The 15,704-nt window shown below is 71.9% G+C and carries 16 protein-coding genes; 7 read left to right on the forward strand and 9 right to left on the reverse strand.

Going from position 1 to position 15,704, the window contains the following annotated elements; genetic code table 11:
* The first annotated feature begins 69 nt into the window (after positions 1-69).
* Genes QK442_RS23865 through QK442_RS23880 form a run of 4 tightly spaced genes read left to right on the forward strand, consistent with a single transcriptional unit; the run spans position 70 to position 4,047 of the window.
* Complete coding sequence (locus QK442_RS23865; protein WP_282696090.1) at positions 70-1,224, forward strand: glycosyltransferase family 1 protein; 1,155 nt, start codon at positions 70-72, stop codon at positions 1,222-1,224.
* On the forward strand, positions 1,221-1,925 hold the full coding sequence (locus QK442_RS23870) for a hypothetical protein (protein ID WP_282696091.1): 705 nt from the start codon (positions 1,221-1,223) through the stop codon (positions 1,923-1,925). Before QK442_RS23865 ends, QK442_RS23870 begins: the two co-directional genes overlap by 4 nt.
* Positions 1,922-3,157: a hypothetical protein gene (locus QK442_RS23875; protein ID WP_282696092.1), complete on the forward strand. Its 1,236-nt coding sequence runs from the start codon at positions 1,922-1,924 to the stop codon at positions 3,155-3,157. Before QK442_RS23870 ends, QK442_RS23875 begins: the two co-directional genes overlap by 4 nt.
* Positions 3,154-4,047, forward strand: a complete 894-nt coding sequence (locus QK442_RS23880; protein ID WP_282696093.1) for a glycosyltransferase family 2 protein — start codon at positions 3,154-3,156, stop codon at positions 4,045-4,047. Before QK442_RS23875 ends, QK442_RS23880 begins: the two co-directional genes overlap by 4 nt.
* On the opposite strand, the gene QK442_RS23885 is transcribed toward QK442_RS23880, so the two are convergent.
* Complete coding sequence (locus QK442_RS23885) at positions 4,005-4,505, reverse strand: ATP-binding protein (protein WP_282696094.1); 501 nt, start codon at positions 4,503-4,505, stop codon at positions 4,005-4,007. The two genes, QK442_RS23880 and QK442_RS23885, sit on opposite strands and share 43 nt — an antisense overlap.
* A gap of 101 nt (positions 4,506-4,606) precedes the next feature.
* On the opposite strand from QK442_RS23885, the gene QK442_RS23890 reads away from it, so the two are divergent.
* Positions 4,607-5,524, forward strand: a complete 918-nt coding sequence (locus tag QK442_RS23890) for an FkbM family methyltransferase (RefSeq protein WP_282696095.1) — start codon at positions 4,607-4,609, stop codon at positions 5,522-5,524.
* A gap of 86 nt (positions 5,525-5,610) precedes the next feature.
* Positions 5,611-6,087, forward strand: a complete 477-nt coding sequence (locus QK442_RS23895) for an NUDIX hydrolase (RefSeq protein ID WP_282696096.1) — start codon at positions 5,611-5,613, stop codon at positions 6,085-6,087.
* Positions 6,088-6,184: 97 nt separating this feature from the next.
* Here QK442_RS23895 and QK442_RS23900 read toward each other — a convergent pair whose 3' ends face one another.
* The 7 genes from QK442_RS23900 to ssd form a co-directional block, all read right to left on the reverse strand.
* Positions 6,185-7,783, reverse strand: a complete 1,599-nt coding sequence (locus tag QK442_RS23900; RefSeq protein ID WP_282696097.1) for a hypothetical protein — start codon at positions 7,781-7,783, stop codon at positions 6,185-6,187.
* Between the two features lie 115 nt (positions 7,784-7,898).
* Positions 7,899-8,657 carry a hypothetical protein gene (locus QK442_RS23905; RefSeq protein WP_282696098.1) on the reverse strand — a complete coding sequence of 253 codons (759 nt, stop codon included), beginning with the start codon at positions 8,655-8,657 and terminating at the stop codon, positions 7,899-7,901.
* A 234-nt stretch (positions 8,658-8,891) separates the two neighbouring features.
* The gene (locus tag QK442_RS23910) at positions 8,892-9,026 is read right to left on the reverse strand and encodes a hypothetical protein (protein ID WP_282696099.1); all 135 of its coding nucleotides are present in this window, start codon (positions 9,024-9,026) and stop codon (positions 8,892-8,894) included.
* Between the two features lie 78 nt (positions 9,027-9,104).
* Complete coding sequence (locus tag QK442_RS23915; protein ID WP_282696100.1) at positions 9,105-9,935, reverse strand: type II secretion system F family protein; 831 nt, start codon at positions 9,933-9,935, stop codon at positions 9,105-9,107.
* A complete protein-coding gene (locus QK442_RS23920; protein WP_282696101.1) occupies positions 9,925-10,797 on the reverse strand; it encodes a type II secretion system F family protein in 873 nt (290 codons plus the stop codon). Before QK442_RS23920 ends, QK442_RS23915 begins: the two co-directional genes overlap by 11 nt.
* Positions 10,794-12,011 (reverse strand): TadA family conjugal transfer-associated ATPase, encoded by a 1,218-nt coding sequence (locus QK442_RS23925; RefSeq protein ID WP_282696102.1) that lies wholly within the window; start codon positions 12,009-12,011, stop codon positions 10,794-10,796. Before QK442_RS23925 ends, QK442_RS23920 begins: the two co-directional genes overlap by 4 nt.
* Positions 12,008-13,153, reverse strand: coding sequence for a septum site-determining protein Ssd (gene ssd, locus QK442_RS23930; protein ID WP_282696103.1), 1,146 nt, complete (start codon positions 13,151-13,153; stop codon positions 12,008-12,010). The genes QK442_RS23925 and ssd overlap by 4 nt, the downstream gene beginning before the upstream one ends.
* 450 nt (positions 13,154-13,603) lie before the next feature.
* Between ssd and QK442_RS23935 the strand changes: the two genes are divergently transcribed.
* Positions 13,604-14,461: an HAD-IB family hydrolase gene (locus QK442_RS23935; protein WP_282696104.1), complete on the forward strand. Its 858-nt coding sequence runs from the start codon at positions 13,604-13,606 to the stop codon at positions 14,459-14,461.
* Between the two features lie 359 nt (positions 14,462-14,820).
* Here the strand turns inward: QK442_RS23935 and QK442_RS23940 are convergent, their stop codons facing one another.
* Positions 14,821-15,639, reverse strand: coding sequence for a Fic family protein (locus QK442_RS23940; RefSeq protein WP_282696105.1), 819 nt, complete (start codon positions 15,637-15,639; stop codon positions 14,821-14,823).
* Positions 15,640-15,704: the final 65 nt, after the last annotated feature.

Consider the following 15,704-nt stretch of genomic DNA (forward strand, 5'->3'; position numbering starts at 1 on the left):
CCGGCCGCCAGTTTCCTTCCTTCACCGGCCCAGGTCGACCCCCGGGCCTCAAGAAGGAGGGTCCCAGCGATGCGCGTGCTGTATCTGCTCAACGTCTCCAACTCCAGTCAGCTGTCCGCCGACTCCGGCTTCACCTTCGCCGACCTGCTCGCCCCGACCCTGACCGACGCCGGGGCCGAGGTGACCGTGGCCTCGCCGGTCCCGGTCGGTGACGCCCGCGTGCACTTCGCGCCCGCCGTCTCGCCGTCCACCAAGTACCGGGCCCGCTTCGACCCCGGCATGGACGCCTTGGTCACCCTGATCCGCGACCGGCGGCCCGAGGTGGTGGTGGCCAACCAGATCGAGGCCGCCCCCGCGATCCGGGCCGCGCTCCTGGAAGCCGGGGTGGACGCGCTGATCGCCGGCTACTGCCACTACCTGCCGTTCTCCTTCACCGACACCGGCGCCCTGGAGCTGGACCCCGCGATGAACGACGGCAGCCTCGGTCGCAGCGTGCTGCTGGCCTTCGCCGCCGGCCTCGCGGCCTGCGACCGTGTCCTGGTCCACTCCTCCACCGCCGCCTCCTGGACCACCGCGGCTGCCGCCCGCACCGGCGTCGACCTCGGCGACAAGCTGCACATCGTCCCCGCCCCCAGGGACGTACGGCTGGTGCGCGACCCGGCCGGCATCGCCCCGCCGGAAGGCCGGGCCAACGGCATCTACAACCACCGCCTGTACCGGCACTACGGCACCGCCCGCTTCACCCAGCTCGCCCGCCGCCTCGTCGCCGACGCCCCGGTGCGGCTGACGGTGATGGACCTGTTCGGCACCCGCAGCCCCGAGCGCATCCGCCTCGACCCCAGCCCCGAACGGCACCTAGAGGAGCTGGCGACCACGGACGGCGTCACCATCGCCTCCGACCGCGGCGACCGCATCCGCTATCGCAACCTGCTGGCCAGCGCCCACTTCGGCATCGCCCCCTTCCGCCCTGGCTGTCCCTGGTCCATGTCGGTGATCGACTGCCAGGCGATGGGCCTGCCCGTGATCGGCCCGCGTACCGGCTGGCTGGCCGAGCACATCGACCACGAGCTGCTGTTCGACACCGACGAGCAGGCAGTCCAGATCGCCGCACGCCTCGCCACGGACACCGAGTTCTACCTGGTGCACGCCAAGCGCGCGTACGCCTCCACCGCCGACCTCACGCCCGCCGCGGTGGCCGCCCGCTACCTGGAGGCGATCAAGTGACCGGCTTCGACGCCGTCCAGCTCTCCTACGACGAGCCGCTGGCCGACTCCTTGCACACCCGTCTCGCCCGGGTGCTGGGCGGCACCGTCAAGCGCCTGCACGGAGTCCGCGGGATGCGACGCGCCTACCGGCTCACCGCCGAGCTGGTCGACACCGAGCAGTTCTTCCTCGCCGACGGGGACTTCGCCATCGACCCCGAGTTCCCCGCCGTCACGGTCCAGCCGCTGGCCGACGGGGTGGCGATGCGGGTCTGGCAGGCGGTCAACCCGGTCAACGGCCTGACTTACGGCTACGGCGGGCTCAAGCTGATCCGCCGCTCGGCGCTGAGGGAGATGGGCCAGGCCGTCGACGTGCTGGCCGCACTGCCCGGTCGGGTCGAGTTCTGCCGCCAGACCGCCGGGGTCACGCGGTTCAACCAGAGCCCGTTCCACGCGTGGAAGGCGGGTTTCCGCGAGTGCGCGATGCTCGCGCGCGGCAGCGAGTACGGCATGACCGACGCCTCCGCCCAGGAACGGATCGCCGCCTGGACGGCCAGCCGCGACGGCGAATTCGCCGCCTACGCGGCGGCCGGAGCCCGCGACGGAATCGCCTTCGCCAAGGCCGCCGCCCGCGACCCGCAGCGCTTCGAGGCGCTCAACGACCCACCCTGGCTGTACCAGCACTTCACCACCCTGCACGGCGAGCAGGCGGTCACCGGATGAACACCACCACCGGGCCTCTGGTGCTGATCGAGCCGTACGCGCACCGGGGCGGCGGACACCACCAGCGCACGCTGGCGGCGCTCGCCACCGCGCGGCCGGACAGCCTCGTCATCGCCCCCGGCGGTCTGAGCGAGGACGTGGGCCCGGTTCAGTCCGGTTCCCGGGTCGCCGTCGGTCCGGCCGGGCCCGCGGCGAAGATCCTTCTGGCCGTTGCGCGGGCGGCAGCACGGGTCTCCGCCGCCGGCCAGCAGATCTTCGCCTCCCGGCGCTGGCCGCTGGCGGTCCGCAGGTCCCCGCACCAGGTCACCCTTCTCGCCCGGTGCCTGACCGAGGCCGCCTGCCTTCGCACCGCACGCCGCCTCGCCCCGCGGGCCTCGGCAGTGGTGATCCTCAGCGCGAACGAGGCCCTGCACGGCGTGGCCGCCCTGCTCGGCGGCACCCCGCACCTGCGGTTCATCCACGAGGCGGTCACCACCGAAGACCGTCCGGTCCGGTGGCTGGGCCGGCTCGCTCGCAGGGGCGAGAAGCGGGTGATCGCGCTGTACCCGACCACCGCTGTCCGCGACCAGATCATGGCGGCCTTCCCTCACCTTCCTGGTGAGGTGCGGGCGTTCGCGGTCGACGACGGCCGGCCGCTGACCGACGCCGAGCGCGACGGTGCCCGCACTGCCTTCACGATCCCCGCCGACGCGAAGGCGGTGTGCGTGGTCGGCGGCTGGTGGCCGTACAAGGACATCGCCACCATCGACGCCGCCCTCGCCCGCCTCACCACCCCGCTGCACGTCCTGGTGTGCGGCGCCCCGCTGGACGACGCCGTCCTCACCCGCTGGCACCAGCTCCCCCACGTCCGCCTTCACACCGTGCCCGGCCCGGTCGGCGACCAGGTCCTGCGGCTCGTCTACGCCGCCGCCGACGCGGCCCTCGTCACCCGGAAGCCCGGCGTGGGCAAGGAATCAGGACTGGTCATGGACGCCGCCCGCCTCGCCGTCCCGCTGATCGTCTCCGCACACGACCCCGCGCTGACCGCCCGCCTCACCGGGGAACCATGGGCCCGGCTCTTCCCTGCAGGCGATCCGGACACCCTCGCCAAGACGCTGGACCACCTCACGGACCAGGCGCCCGTCCGCCCGGGACCGTCGGCGCCCGGGGCACTGGACATGAACTCGGCGGCCGATCAGGCCGCCTTCCTCACCGACACCTACACCCGTCTGACCAAGGAGTGCCGCCGATGACGTTCATTCCTCCCACCCTGGTCGCGGTCGTCGGCCCGGTCGAACCGGCCCTGCTGACCGCCTGGACCACCCACTACCGCCGGCTCGGCATCGAGCGGTTCCTCCTCGCCTTCCACTTCCCCGACCACGTCCACGACGCCTGGCGGCACCAGCTCATCGCGGCCAGCCACGACCTCGGCATCGTCCCCGCCCGGATCAGCACCGGGCCGTGGCACGAGCACACCAACACCCAGCTCCGCGACTTCTTGCGCGAGCAGGCCGGGACCGGCTGGCACCTGATCGCCGACTCCGACGAGTTCCAGACCTATCCCGCCCCGCTCGACGAGATGATCGCCCAGGCCGAGGCCGCCAGGCACAAGGTGATCGGCGGGCTGATGCTCGACCGCGTCACGAACGACGGCCGCCTGGCTCTCTGGCGTCCGGAAACCGGGCTGGACCGGGCTTTCCCTCTCGGCGGGCACCTCACCCACCGGCTCCTCAAGGGCGACCCGCGCAAGATCGTCCTCGCCCACTCCTCGGTGACCGTGGCGTCCGGCAACCACCGGGCACCGGGCCACAAGCCCGACCCGGACACGCTCGCGTGCGTGCACCACTTCAAGTGGCGCTCGGGCGTCCTGGACGACCTGCGCCGGCGGGTCGACCGGTTCACCTCCGGCGAGTGGGACGAGCACACCCCGGCCGTCCGCAGCGAGGCGTCCCGCCTGTTGCAGCACATCGACCGTCACAACGGCCGCATCGACGTCGCCGATCCCCGTCTGGCCTTCCGTCGCGTCACTCTCGACCGCCTGCCGGACGGCTGGGCCGCCGAAGCCGCCAAGATCGCCACCACCTGGCGCCCGCACACGGCTCAGAGCCAGTCCGGCTCCACGATCTCCTCGCCCTCGCCCTGAGGCGCCTCGAAGCGGGCGAAGAAGTCGTCCAAGGCCTCCGGCGTGACGACGAGCGCGTTGGCGTCCTCCCGCTCGTTGCGCTCTGCAAGCCTGCGCAGCAGTTCCTCGCGCTCCACCGGGAAGTACAGCAGCCGCCACCGCCCGCCGGCCGACTCCACCAGCTCCTTCATCGCGTCGCGGTCCTTACGCGGCCACAGCCCGTGGTCCCACACCACGTCCCGGCCCTCCGCGATCAGTTCGGCAAGCCGCTCGTGCAGCTCGGCGACGACCGGGGCCTCCTTCTCGAAGTAGGTGTTCTCCGGGTAGTCGACGCCGTACCGGCCGTGTCGCTCGAAAACGACCTCGTCCACCGACAGCCGCACAGCACCCTGAGGCTCCAGCTTCCGATGGGCATAGGTGGTCTTCCCCGAACCGGTGAGCCCCACCAGCAGGAACACCACCGGAGTGCGCTCGGCCACCGCCAACTCCCCTCAACACCACCAACGTTCTCTGGCCAGTCTGCCACCGCCGGCCGGCCCAGAGCCCTGTTGCCCACCGCCGCCACCTGAAGGAGCCGCCCGTGTCCGCCTCCGTCCCCGCCCGCCTGCTGCGGGCCTACGTCCGCCACGTACCCGGCACCCTCGGCAAGGCGCGGCTCATCGGCCGCTACCTCGACGAGCACCTGCGAACCCACCCCGTCCACGCCGCTGTCCGGCTGCGGTTCGGCGACAAGGTCGGCGTCACCACTAGCGACGTCATCCAGCGCTACCAGTACCTGTTCGGCGAGTGGGAGCCGAACCTGAGCGCCTTCCTGCGGGCCAGGCTTCGGTCCGGGGACACCTTCATCGACGTCGGAGCCCACCGCGGCGCCTTCAGCCTACTGGCCTCCCACGCCGTCGGCCCCCACGGCCGCGTCGTCGCCATCGAGCCCTCCCCGCAGTTCCACGACGACCTGACCGCAGCGGCCACCGCCAACCACCGCACCAACATCCGGGCCGTCCGCTCCGCCGCCTCCGACACCCACGGCACCCTGACCCTGTACCTGGAGGACCCCGCCAACCTCGGCCACACCACCGCCGTCCGGCCCCGCCACGTCCACACGGCCTTCGACGTGCCCACCGCACCCCTGGCCGACCTGGTCAGCCAGACCGAGCTCGACACCACCCGAATCATCAAGATCGACGTCGAAGGCGCCGAAGCAGCGGTCATCCGTGGGCTGCTGCCCGCGCTCTCGCACCTGCGTGACGACGCGGAACTCGTCGTGGAAGTCACACCCAGACTCCTGGCCAAGCAGGGTGAGAGCGCCGTCGGCATCATCGACTCCCTGCACGAGCACGGCTTCCACGCGTACACGCTCACCAACGACTACGACCCGGCGACCTATCCCCGGGCCATGCGCCGCCCGCAGCCGCCCGTCCGGTGCAACGAAACCCCGGAGGACATGACCGACCTGGTCTTCTCCCGCATCAACGCCGACCGCCTGACGCTCGGGCGCTGAGCAACACCCACACGTTCCGAGCGGCCCGGCAGCCCGAGCCACCCGCCAGGACCACCGACATCTTCCGGCACCAAGGAGTGGGCACTGTGAAGAACAGCAGCGTGATGAACAGCCGCAACGCAGTCTGCGTGATCGTCCACGACAAGGACGCCGACACGATCGCCGCCGTGCTCTACGGAGCCCGCAACTGGTCCCCGCAGCCGGCCTGGTCCCTCCCGGGTGGCAAGGCCGAACCCGGCGAAGCCCTCGACGAGGCCGCAGCCCGCGAACTCAAGGAGGAGACCGGCCTGCTCGTCGACCCGGCGGATCTCGTACTCGTCCACGTCATCCACGTCGAACAGGGCTGGGACCAGGCCGGGCAGTTCGTCCTCTTCGTCTTCGCCGCCGAGACGTGGACCGGCGAACTGACCAACACCGAGCCGGACAAGCACCTGACGGCCGAGTGGGTCGCCGCGAACCGCCTGCCCGAGCCCGCGTTCCCGACCACTATGCAGGCCTTGGCCGCGTACCGGGACGGCGGCCCCTCCTTCTCCCGCCACGGATGGTCAGCCACCGCAGCGTGATGAGCGGGCGCAGGGGCCGCTGAGGCCTGACTAGCGAGGCCGCGACCAACGTGTACGGCCGCGGCCTCGCCTGCCTCGATCATGGCCCGTTCCGCCGCTACGACGTCGTCTGCTCTTCTATTGCGTAGAACTGCCGCAGGTCAAGGACGGCCCTTCGGATTGCCCTGTGATCCTGCATGGGCACATCGACATCGACGTACCCCTCAGTCTCACCGTCGTTGACCGGCAGCGCGCCGAGTGGCGCACTCTGGGTCTGGATCAGGTCTACATAGGCCCCGTAGTCGATCCCCCAGATGTCGAACCGCTCTCCAGGCTGGTCCTGGGCGGAATACCCACGCCGGAGGATGTGGAGCACGCGGGCGTCGAAGAGTGCGAGCAGGACATCGTCGCGGGCGTCGGCCGAGTTGACCAAAAATGCTCGCGCTCGCTTCCCACGGATCACCTCGGAGATGATCCATTCGAGCAGCCGGCGTGCCTGGACCAAGCTTGCGAGACCGTTCATCTTGTCGCCGTGGTACCAACTGCGGGCCGCGTCACGGACGAGCGGAACGGAGATCTTCCCTTGCCCGGCTTTCATGGCAGCCTTGGCAGCGATATACAGAGCGTCCCTGGGAACGCCTTCGGATGCGCGGACCAACTCGTCGAATGCCCGCTTGTCGGTGAACCCATCGGAGACGAGGTTCCCTGACAGGTGGGCAAGATCCGAGTTGGCCGAAGCCGCGCCGACGCTCTGAAGGTGCTTGGCGAACAGCCCCTGAAAGAACGACCGTGCACGCTCCTCGTTCCCTTCGTAGACCAGGAAGTCATCGAGGTTTACGTGGGCCCCCATGTCCGCACCGAGCTCGATCCCGATGGTGCTGCCATCGACATGGGCCCTGAAGTTCGACTGCTGTTCAATGGCGGCGATCTTGACGGTGAACTTCTGGACCGGGAGAACACAGCGAGTCAAGAAGTGGGCCAGATAAGGCTGGAGGTCTCGCGGCACGCTGCTCCACTCGTCAAGCAGCAGCCATACTCGTCGGCTGGTGAGCGCGTTGCCGAGGTCACGAAGAGCCCTGGCCACGTCACCGAAGTTGAGGCTGATCTGCTCCGTGCCCTTCCGGGTCTCCCGCTGGAGGCCGCGGTCTTCAACCGAAGACTCCGAAGTCAGCCTGCCGGAAACCCTCGGACCACCCTGAGCGAGTGCCGCCTCAGCTGAGACGCCGTCCTTGCTTCCGGCCTTGCTCTCGGCCTCATCTGTCCGCTCCACCTCGCCCAGAACTCGGACCGAGGTGATCGCGTTGAGAAGCTGGTCGGCCTTGTCCACGAAGTTGCTGTCGTCGATCAATGAGCCGTCTTCGAGCACTGAGATGAGCAGCGAATCGTGCAACTGCCCGAGCAGGTCGACAAGGAGGCGGGCGGCCCTCTCGGTGATCGGAGCCGACTGCGGATCGAGCAGGCCACTCGCCGACCCGATAGTGCGCAGGTCGATGTACAAGGCCAGATCACCGGTTCCGGAGGCTTCGGACCCCAAGTAGCTGAGGGCATGCGTCTTCCCGGTGCCACGTCGGCCGTAGATCACCTGATGGTCAACCGTGTTGATCACATCGACCACCCCCGAGTCAACGAAGGTCTCGTGTAGCTGGGGGCCTTCCTGCTTCTCCGCTCGCTTCGGGATCTGGTTGAAGGCGCGGTTCAGTGGCGAGAGAGCTGACATGAGGGGAAGGCTAGACGCATCCAGCAACGAGGGTGATGGGTTCGAGCTACGCCTCCAACTTGCCTAACTTGCCAGAACGCCCCTGGGTCTGCTGAGCTGGGGACAGGGGTGCGGGTCACTGTCTCTTGCTCGTGCCGAGGGGTCTGTGGATGCCACCGAACTGCACGCCCCGGATTTCCTGTTCGGTGCACTTCTCTTCCGGGGGCCACTCCCACATCTCGGTCGGCGGCCACAGGGGAGTCGCGTTGGGGAACTCTGCGAACGGGTCGAGCCGCCTGTCGCCAGGAAGGCGCACCGAGCACACCTGGATACCGAAGTGTCCGATGCGCAGAAAGCCGCTGATGCCCCTGGGGTTGACCGTCTTACGCACGCTGCTCTCGATGGCCACTATCTCGTCCGTGTCGTACGAGGGGATTGGCATGTGGAAGGTACGGGCGATCATGCGGCGGGTGGACAGGCGACGGTGCCGGTAGAGGAAGCGGAAGTCGGCCGCGGGTATCACCCCGTGGTACTCCTTCGGGTTGAGGAAGGAGTACATGAGGATGGTCTTGAACGACCAGGCGGCGAGGTCCGACTGCATCTTCCGGTCCAGCCTGACGCCGATGTCGCCGCCGATGATGAGGGCGAGAAGGAATCCCTTGACATCTCCCGCCATCTCCTGCATCCAGCCGTTGTTGCAGGGCTCGCACACGCATTTGACGACCATCTCCCCGAACTTGTGACGGGCAGCCCTGAGGATCGTGTCGTCGGGGTCGACGATGACCGTCTTCTGATACGGGACGGAATTGACCTTGCCTGGGCCCTCGCGTAGCCAGCTTGGCAGGATGTGTTCCCTGCTCGTGGGGGACGCCCCGCAGAACACGCAGCCGGTCATCAGGTCTCCGTAAGTTGTTAGGCGGCCTGAGAGGGCCGGATGTGGCTGATCGGGTCTTGCCGGTTGCCCGCCCCGGTCACCATGAGTGCGCCAGCCGGCACGTCGCCGCTTCCCTCCTGTACCCAACGTGGACGATCACGCTCTCACCGTAGCGACCACACGGATCTCAGCCCCACATGCCTTACTTGCCTTACTCTCTGCTAGTCAATTGACCTGCAGAGAAGCTTGACAGCACTAGATAAACCGAGTGCCCAGCGCGTACTCGACGGTGCTCATCCCGCCGTCGTTCCGCAGCGCGGCCTGCCGGGCCGCCCAGAACGCCCCCAGCGCTTCCCTCGCCTTCCGCACCCACATCCTGGTCTTTCCCATCTCGCTCTTCCCTTCCGTTTCCGTTTTCGTACGCATCTCCAGCCCGGCTTCCTTCCTGTCCTGCTTGCTGTGCCGCTCTCAGCGGCCGAGCAGGCCCGATGCCAGGCCGATCACCACCGGGGCCACTCCGACCGCGAGGAACGCGGGCAGGAAGCACAGCCCCACGGGGGCGCTGATCAGCACCTGGGCCCGGCGGGCCCGGGCGGCGGCGGTCCTGGCGCTCGCCGCCCGCAGCCCGGCCGCGTGCCGGGCCACCGCCTCCGCGGCGGGCGCCCCGGAGGCGCCGGCCCGCTCCATGCAGCGGGCGAGGCCCTCGGCGCCCGGTATCGCGCCGAACCTCCCCCACACCTCGGCCGGTTCGCCGCCGAGCCGCAGTTCAGCTGCTGTCCGCAGCAGCCGCTCGCCGAGCGGTCCGCCCATCGACCGCCCCACCGCCTCCGCCGCCTCCCCGGGACCGGCCCCGGCCGAGGCGCAGGCCGCCAGCAGATCGGCCGCCAGCGGAAGTTGCCGCGCTTGTTCCCGGTCCAAGGCCGTCGTCCGGGAGATCCCGGGCCGCCGCGGCCGCCACCGGACGCCGAGCACCCCGGCCGTACCCACCAGGACCCCCGCCACCGGCCCGAGGAACACCCCCGCGCAGAGCGCCCCTCCCACCACGGCGGCCCGCACCGGCCCCGGCACCTCCCGCGCCCCCGCCCTCATCCGGCTGCCCCATGCCCGAGCCCTGGCGACCCCAGGCCCCATACCGGCCCCGGCCCCGGTGCCGGTTCCGGTTCCGGTTCCGAGCAAGGTGCCGAGCCGGCGTCGGCCGCTCCGTTCCCGCCGGGCGCGCGTCAGCCGCAGCCAGGTCAGGGCGCACAGCCAGCAGCCCAGGAGCAGCAGCTCGGCCGTCCGCGTCAGGTCACTCCTCATCGCCGTTCCCTCCTCGTACGATCCGCGCGGCCCACCACAGTCCGGCCGCCTCCAGCGCGCCGCCGAGGAGCAGGCAGGCCCCTCCGGCGGGGGTGTGCAGCAGGATCCGGAGCGGTTCGGCGCCCAGGGCCGCGCCGAGGCCGATACCGGCCACGGGGAGGGTCGCGAGCACGGCCACGGTCGCCCAGGCCCCGGCCAGCTCGGCCCGCAGGGCCTCGCGCCGGTCGTTCTGCTCGCGCAGGGCCGCCTCCAGTCGGTCGAGTCCCGCGGCCAGTCCCGCGCCGCCGTCCACGGCCACCTGCCAGCAGGCCGCCATCCCCGCGAGCCCTTCGGCGCCGTCCCGGCGGGCCGCCGTCCGCAACGCCTCCGGCACGTCTCCGCCGAAGCCGGCCGCGGCGAGGACCCGCGCCTCCTCCGGGCCGAGGGCGCCGGTGCGGCGGGCCGCGTAGGCGAGGGCCCGGCCGGGCTGCCAGCCGGCTCTCAGCTCGCCGGCGACTGCCTCGCACAGGGCCACCACCCGCCCGGCCAGCGCCTCACGCTCCTTGCGCCGGGCCGCCGCCCGCAGCCGACGCCGCACGAGCGGGACGGCCACGGCACCGGCGGCCAGCGGCAGCGGCGACTCCCCGAGGAACGCGATCAGTCCGGCGGCGGGCAGGCACAGCCATTCGGGCCGCGCCAGGGCCGCCGCCCACCCGCGCGCCGCGGCCGCCCGGGCGGCGTCCCCGCTCCCATACGCCGTCCTCGGCCCCGGGAACAGGGCCCGCGCCCGCCGCACCGCCCTGCGGCGCCCGGCCGCCCGGCCCAGGGCGAGCAGGACGCCCGCGACGAGGCAGAGGACCCCTAGGTGGTGCGCGGCCGTCACGGAGCACCTCCGATGAGCGAGTGCAGCCGGGGCCAGCCGCGGTCCCGCTCGAATCCGGCGGGGGCCCAGCAGAGGGCGGGCACCGTCCGCACCAGGCCGTCCCGGTCCCGCTCCAGGACGTGGACCTCGGCGATCCGGCGCCGCCCGTCGGCGTCACGCACCAGGTGCAGCACGGCGGACAGGCCGGCGCCCAGCTGACTGTGCAGGGCGGCCCGGTCGAGCCCGGCGGCCGTGCCGAGCGCTTCGAGCCGGGCGGGGACGTCGGCAGCCGTGTTGGCGTGCAGGGTCCCCGAGCCGCCTTCGTGGCCGGTGTTCAAGGCCGCCAGAAGGTCGACGGCCTCGCCGCCGCGGACCTCGCCGACCACCAGCCGGTCGGGCCGCATCCGCAGGGCCTGGCGGACCAGGTCCCGCAGGGTGACGAGACCGGCGCCCTCCTGGTTCGGCGGCCTGGCCTCCAGGCGCACCACGTGGGGATGGTCCGGGCGCAGCTCGGCCGAGTCCTCGGCGAGGACGATCCGCTCCCGCTCGCCGACCAGGCCGAGCAGGGCGGCGAGGAGCGTCGTCTTGCCCGTCCCGGTGCCCCCGCTGACCAGGTACGACACGCGGGCCTCGATCAGGGCGCGCAGGATCCGGTCTCCGCCGGGCGGCACCGTCCCGGCGGCGGTCAGCTCCTCCAGGGTGAAGGCCCGGGGGCGCATCACCCGCAGCGAGAGGCAGGTGGAGCCGACGGCGACCGGCGGCAGGACGGCGTGCATGCGGGTGCCGTCGGGCAGCCTGGCGTCGACCCAGGGGCGGGCGTCGTCGAGGCGGCGTCCTGCCACCGCCGCGAGCCGCTGGGCGAGCCTCCGCACGGCGGCGGCGTCGGGGAAGACGACGGGTGCCCGCTCCAGGCCGGAGCCCCGGTCGACCCAGACCCGGTCGGGTGCCGAGACGAGGACGTCGGTGACGTCGGGGTCCGCCAGGAGGGCCTCCAGCGGCCCGGCGCCGGTCAGCTCGCACCGCAGCTCCTCGGCGGCGCCCAACACCTCGGCGTCCCCGAGCAGGCGCCCCTGGGCCCGCAGGGCGGCCGCCACCCGGGCCGGGGTCGGCTCGGCACCGCTGGCCGCGAGCCGCTGCCGCACCGCGTCGAGCAGCCCGGCTCCACCCGGCCGCGCCGCCGGCCCGCCGGGCGGGACGGCCGGCGTCGCGGTCTCCACCGCGCCCGGCCCCGTCATGCCGCACCCCCGGCGGGCAGCGCACGGTCCCAGAACGCGGCGCAGAAGCGACCGAGCGGTCCCCGGGGCTCGGCACCCGGCGGGGTGCCCGCTTCCTGGTCCGGCACGATGCCGGGGTCGTAGGGGAGTTCGCCGGCGAGCGGCAGCCGCAGGGCCTCGGCGATCCAACGCTCGTCGAGTCCCGCCGCGTACGGCCCCCGCACCACGGCCCGCAGGTCGCGCACGATCATGGAGAGGGTGCCGGTGATCCGGTGGGCGGCGGCGACCGCCCGCAGTTCGCCGGGGACGACGAGGAGTCCGAGGTCGAGCTGGGCCAGGGCCTCGGCCCCGGCCTCGTCGACGGCACGCGGCAGATCGACCACGACGACACCGCCCCTGCGGCGTGCCGCGGCCAGCACGGACCGGACCGCTTCGGGCGGGACGGCGCCGGTCGGCTCCCGGCCCCAGCTGAGCACGCGCACCCCTCGGGCGGCGGGCAGCGACTCTTCCAGGGCGCCGCCGGCCAGCCGCCCCTTCGAGGCGGCGAAGTCGCCCCACCTCCGGCCCTTCTCCCGCTCGGCGCCGAGGAGTACGTCGAGCCCTCCGCCGAGCGGGTCGCCGTCGACGAGCAGGGTCCGTCGGCCGGTGCGGGCGGCGGCGAGCGCAAGCCCGCAGGCGAGGGTGGAGGCGCCCGCCCCGCCGCGCCCGCCGACGACGCCGACGGTCAGCGCCGTCCGGTCGGCGCCTTCGGCGGCGTCGGCGATCCGGTCGACGAGCAGGGATTCGGCTCCTGGCAGCCGGAGCACGCTGTCCGCGCCGATCTCGACGGCGAGCCGCCACGCCGCCGGATCGTCCTGCCCGCGGCCGACGAGGGCGACGCCGGGCCGGCGCGTGGCGCCCCGGCAGCGCGCCGCGGCATCCTCCCCGACCAGCACGAGCGGCGGATCGGTCCAGCTCGCCCGTCGCTCGGGCACCCGGTGGTGCACCTGGGGCTCGACCCCGGCCGCGGCGCACAGCCGCAACAGGTCGTCGAGGAGGGCGACGTCCTCGGTGACGATCAGCGGGCCGGGCCCGCGCACCCCTTCCCCGCCGTGCGCCGCACCCTCGTGCTCCGCGCCCTCGTGCTCCGCCCCGCCCGTGCGGGAAGTCGTCGGTCCCTGCATCGCGCACACCCCTCTCGTGATTCCTGCCGGCCGCGAACTTCGCGACGGGAATCACGGTGAGGCCGCCGGGGAAATCGTGCGGAGTCCACCGAAAAACTGTGGATAAGTGACTGCCTGTGAATATCTCGACCACCCTCCCGGGGACTGCCCGGAGCGCAGCCTGCCGGTTACGCTGTGTGACGAGTGAGGGGATCGCCGGGCCGAGGGCGGCCGGATGTACGGCGACGCGAGAGAAAGGAGCGAGCGATGGATCGACGCGGAAAAACGGGCCCGGACATGCGACGACCCCCGCCGGGGGGGAGAGCGGGGGTCGTCTCTCCGGCCGACTCGGGGGGGGAGGAGCCGGTCCGGGTTAGCACGGTCGCGAACGATCCGTGACTTCCATGGTGTACCCGAGAGCCTTCTCAGGCAAACCCACGCGCCCCAGCGTACGCCGAATGGCGGGCACCTATGCTCAGCGTTGTGGAAAACCACTCCTTGCCGCGCGCAGCCGCCTTCTTCGACCTGGACAAGACGGTCATTGCGAAGTCCTCGACGCTGACCTTCAGCAAGTCCTTCTACCGGGGCGGGCTGATCAGCCGCCGCGCCGCCCTGCGGACGGCCTACATCCAGTTCGTGTTCCTCGTCGGTGGGGCCGATCACGACCAGATGGAGCGGATGCGCGAATATCTTTCCGCGCTCTGCAAAGGCTGGAACGTCGCCCAGGTCAGGGAACTGGTCGCCGAGACCCTGCACGACCTGATCGACCCGATCATCTATGACGAGGCCGCCTCCCTCATCGAGGAGCACCATGCAGCCGGCCGTGACGTGGTGATCGTGTCCACCTCCGGTGCCGAGGTGGTCGAGCCGATCGGAGAGATGCTCGGGGCGGACCGGGTCGTCGCCACCCGGATGGTGGTCGGCGAGGACGGCTGCTTCACCGGCGAGGTGGAGTACTACGCCTACGGCCCGACGAAGGCCGAGGCGGTCCGGTCACTGGCGGCGTCGGAGGGGTACGACCTGGCCCGCTGCTACGCCTACAGCGACTCGGCGACGGATGTCCCCATGCTGGAGGCCGTCGGACACCCGCACGCGGTCAACCCGGACCGGGCGCTGCGCCGCGAGGCGGCCGCCCGGGAGTGGCCGGTGCTGGTGTTCAACCGGCCGGTGCGACTCAAGCAGCGGCTGCCGGAGTTCCGGATGCCGCCCCGTCCGGCGCTCATGGCCGCGGCGGCCGTGGGTGCGGCGGCGGCCACCGCGGGGCTGGTCTGGTACGCCACACGTCGGCGTCACCGGGCCGCGGCGGCGGCCGCCCTCGCCACCGGCTGACCGCTCGCCCCGTTTCCACCCGTCCAGAGAGACCGCCCCGCCCGGAAAGACCCGAAAGACCACAAAGAAGCGGATCCACCACTTTCGCTTACCGGCGGACAGGAGTAGAAAGGAATCAGGCCCGCGAGACCTGGGACATCCGAGAGGATCACCTGTTGAGCATCAAGGCCCCACGGACCTGACGCACAAAAACCTGGCACCCACGCGACGTCGACCCGTCGATTACGGGCCAGCCGCACCAGGCGAAGGGCAAAGTACCCCGCCTGATGGGCACATATCGAGGACGCTTGGTAACTGGGTGGACGTGCCAGCGGCGGTACTGATTTCAGTACCGCCGCAACCCATGTCAGGGGGTGCCGTCAGGCCGCGCCGCGCTGGAGCGCCTCGCAGACCGCCGTCGACTCCCGGACGCCGAGTTCCACCGCGCGCCCACAGTGCGCGATCCACGCGCCGACGCCCTCCGGGGTGCCGGACAGGTAGCCCTCGAAGGCGGCCGCGTAGGCGGCCCGGCCCTGCTCGGCGTGGCCGACCTCGGCGGGGCAGATGCCCTTGGGGTCGAGGCCGCTGCCCTCCAGGACGATCCGCTCCGCAGCGCGGGCGACCAGGCCGTTGTGCGAGGTGAAGGGGCGCAGGGCGAGCAGTTCGCCGTGGACCACCGCGGAGACGACGAGCGCCGGCGCCTCGCTGCCCGCGACGACGAGGTCCGCGAGGCCGTCGAGGCGGGCGGCGACCTCGTCGGGGTCCGGCAGGGGGGCCTCGATCAACGGCTCGGTCACGGCTTCGCCGGCCTGGCGCGGCCGGCCCACGGAGTCCTCGTGCTCGCCCGCGGCGACCAGGTGCAGCCGGGCGAGGACCCGGAGCGGCGACTGGCGCCAGATGGAGAGCAGTTGACCCGCCTCGGCGCTCAGCCGCAGGGCGGCGCCGACGGTACGGGCCTCGGGGTCGGCGCTGAAGTCGGTGCGGCGGCGGACCTCTTCCAGGGCCCAATCGGCACCGGCGAGGGCGGCCGAGCCGCGGGCGCCGCGGAGCGCAGCCTCGGAGGCGATCTCGTTGCTGCGGCGGCGCATCACGCGGTGGCCGTAGACCCGGTCGACGGCCTTGCGTACGGAGTCCACCGCATCGGCGACGCCCGGCAGGGTGCCGAGGGCGGCCAAGGGGTCAGAGGCGTGCGTACTCATAAGTAAGGAGGCTACGCGCCCCGAGGGCCCGCCCCACGATGGAGTGGTCTTCTTCATAGACCTTG

The organism is Streptomyces sp. CC208A (genome assembly GCF_030010625.1).
In the GTDB taxonomy this organism is placed as follows: Bacteria; Actinomycetota; Actinomycetes; order Streptomycetales; family Streptomycetaceae; genus Streptomyces.

Excerpts from the sequence above, each read along its gene's own strand:
- QK442_RS23915 (WP_282696100.1), bottom strand. The coding sequence starts at position 9,935 with ATGAGGAGTGACCTGACGCGGACGGCCGAGCTGCTGCTCCTGGGCTGC.
- QK442_RS23865 (WP_282696090.1), top strand. The coding sequence starts at position 70 with ATGCGCGTGCTGTATCTGCTCAACGTCTCCAACTCCAGTCAGCTGTCC.
- QK442_RS23940 (WP_282696105.1), bottom strand. The coding sequence starts at position 15,639 with ATGAGTACGCACGCCTCTGACCCCTTGGCCGCCCTCGGCACCCTGCCG.
- ssd (WP_282696103.1), bottom strand. The coding sequence starts at position 13,153 with ATGCAGGGACCGACGACTTCCCGCACGGGCGGGGCGGAGCACGAGGGC.
- QK442_RS23905 (WP_282696098.1), bottom strand. The coding sequence starts at position 8,657 with ATGACCGGCTGCGTGTTCTGCGGGGCGTCCCCCACGAGCAGGGAACAC.
- QK442_RS23880 (WP_282696093.1), top strand. The coding sequence starts at position 3,154 with ATGACGTTCATTCCTCCCACCCTGGTCGCGGTCGTCGGCCCGGTCGAA.
- QK442_RS23935 (WP_282696104.1), top strand. The coding sequence starts at position 13,604 with ATGCTCAGCGTTGTGGAAAACCACTCCTTGCCGCGCGCAGCCGCCTTC.
- QK442_RS23875 (WP_282696092.1), top strand. The coding sequence starts at position 1,922 with ATGAACACCACCACCGGGCCTCTGGTGCTGATCGAGCCGTACGCGCAC.
- QK442_RS23925 (WP_282696102.1), bottom strand. The coding sequence starts at position 12,011 with ATGACGGGGCCGGGCGCGGTGGAGACCGCGACGCCGGCCGTCCCGCCC.
- QK442_RS23910 (WP_282696099.1), bottom strand. The coding sequence starts at position 9,026 with ATGGGAAAGACCAGGATGTGGGTGCGGAAGGCGAGGGAAGCGCTGGGG.
- QK442_RS23900 (WP_282696097.1), bottom strand. The coding sequence starts at position 7,783 with ATGTCAGCTCTCTCGCCACTGAACCGCGCCTTCAACCAGATCCCGAAG.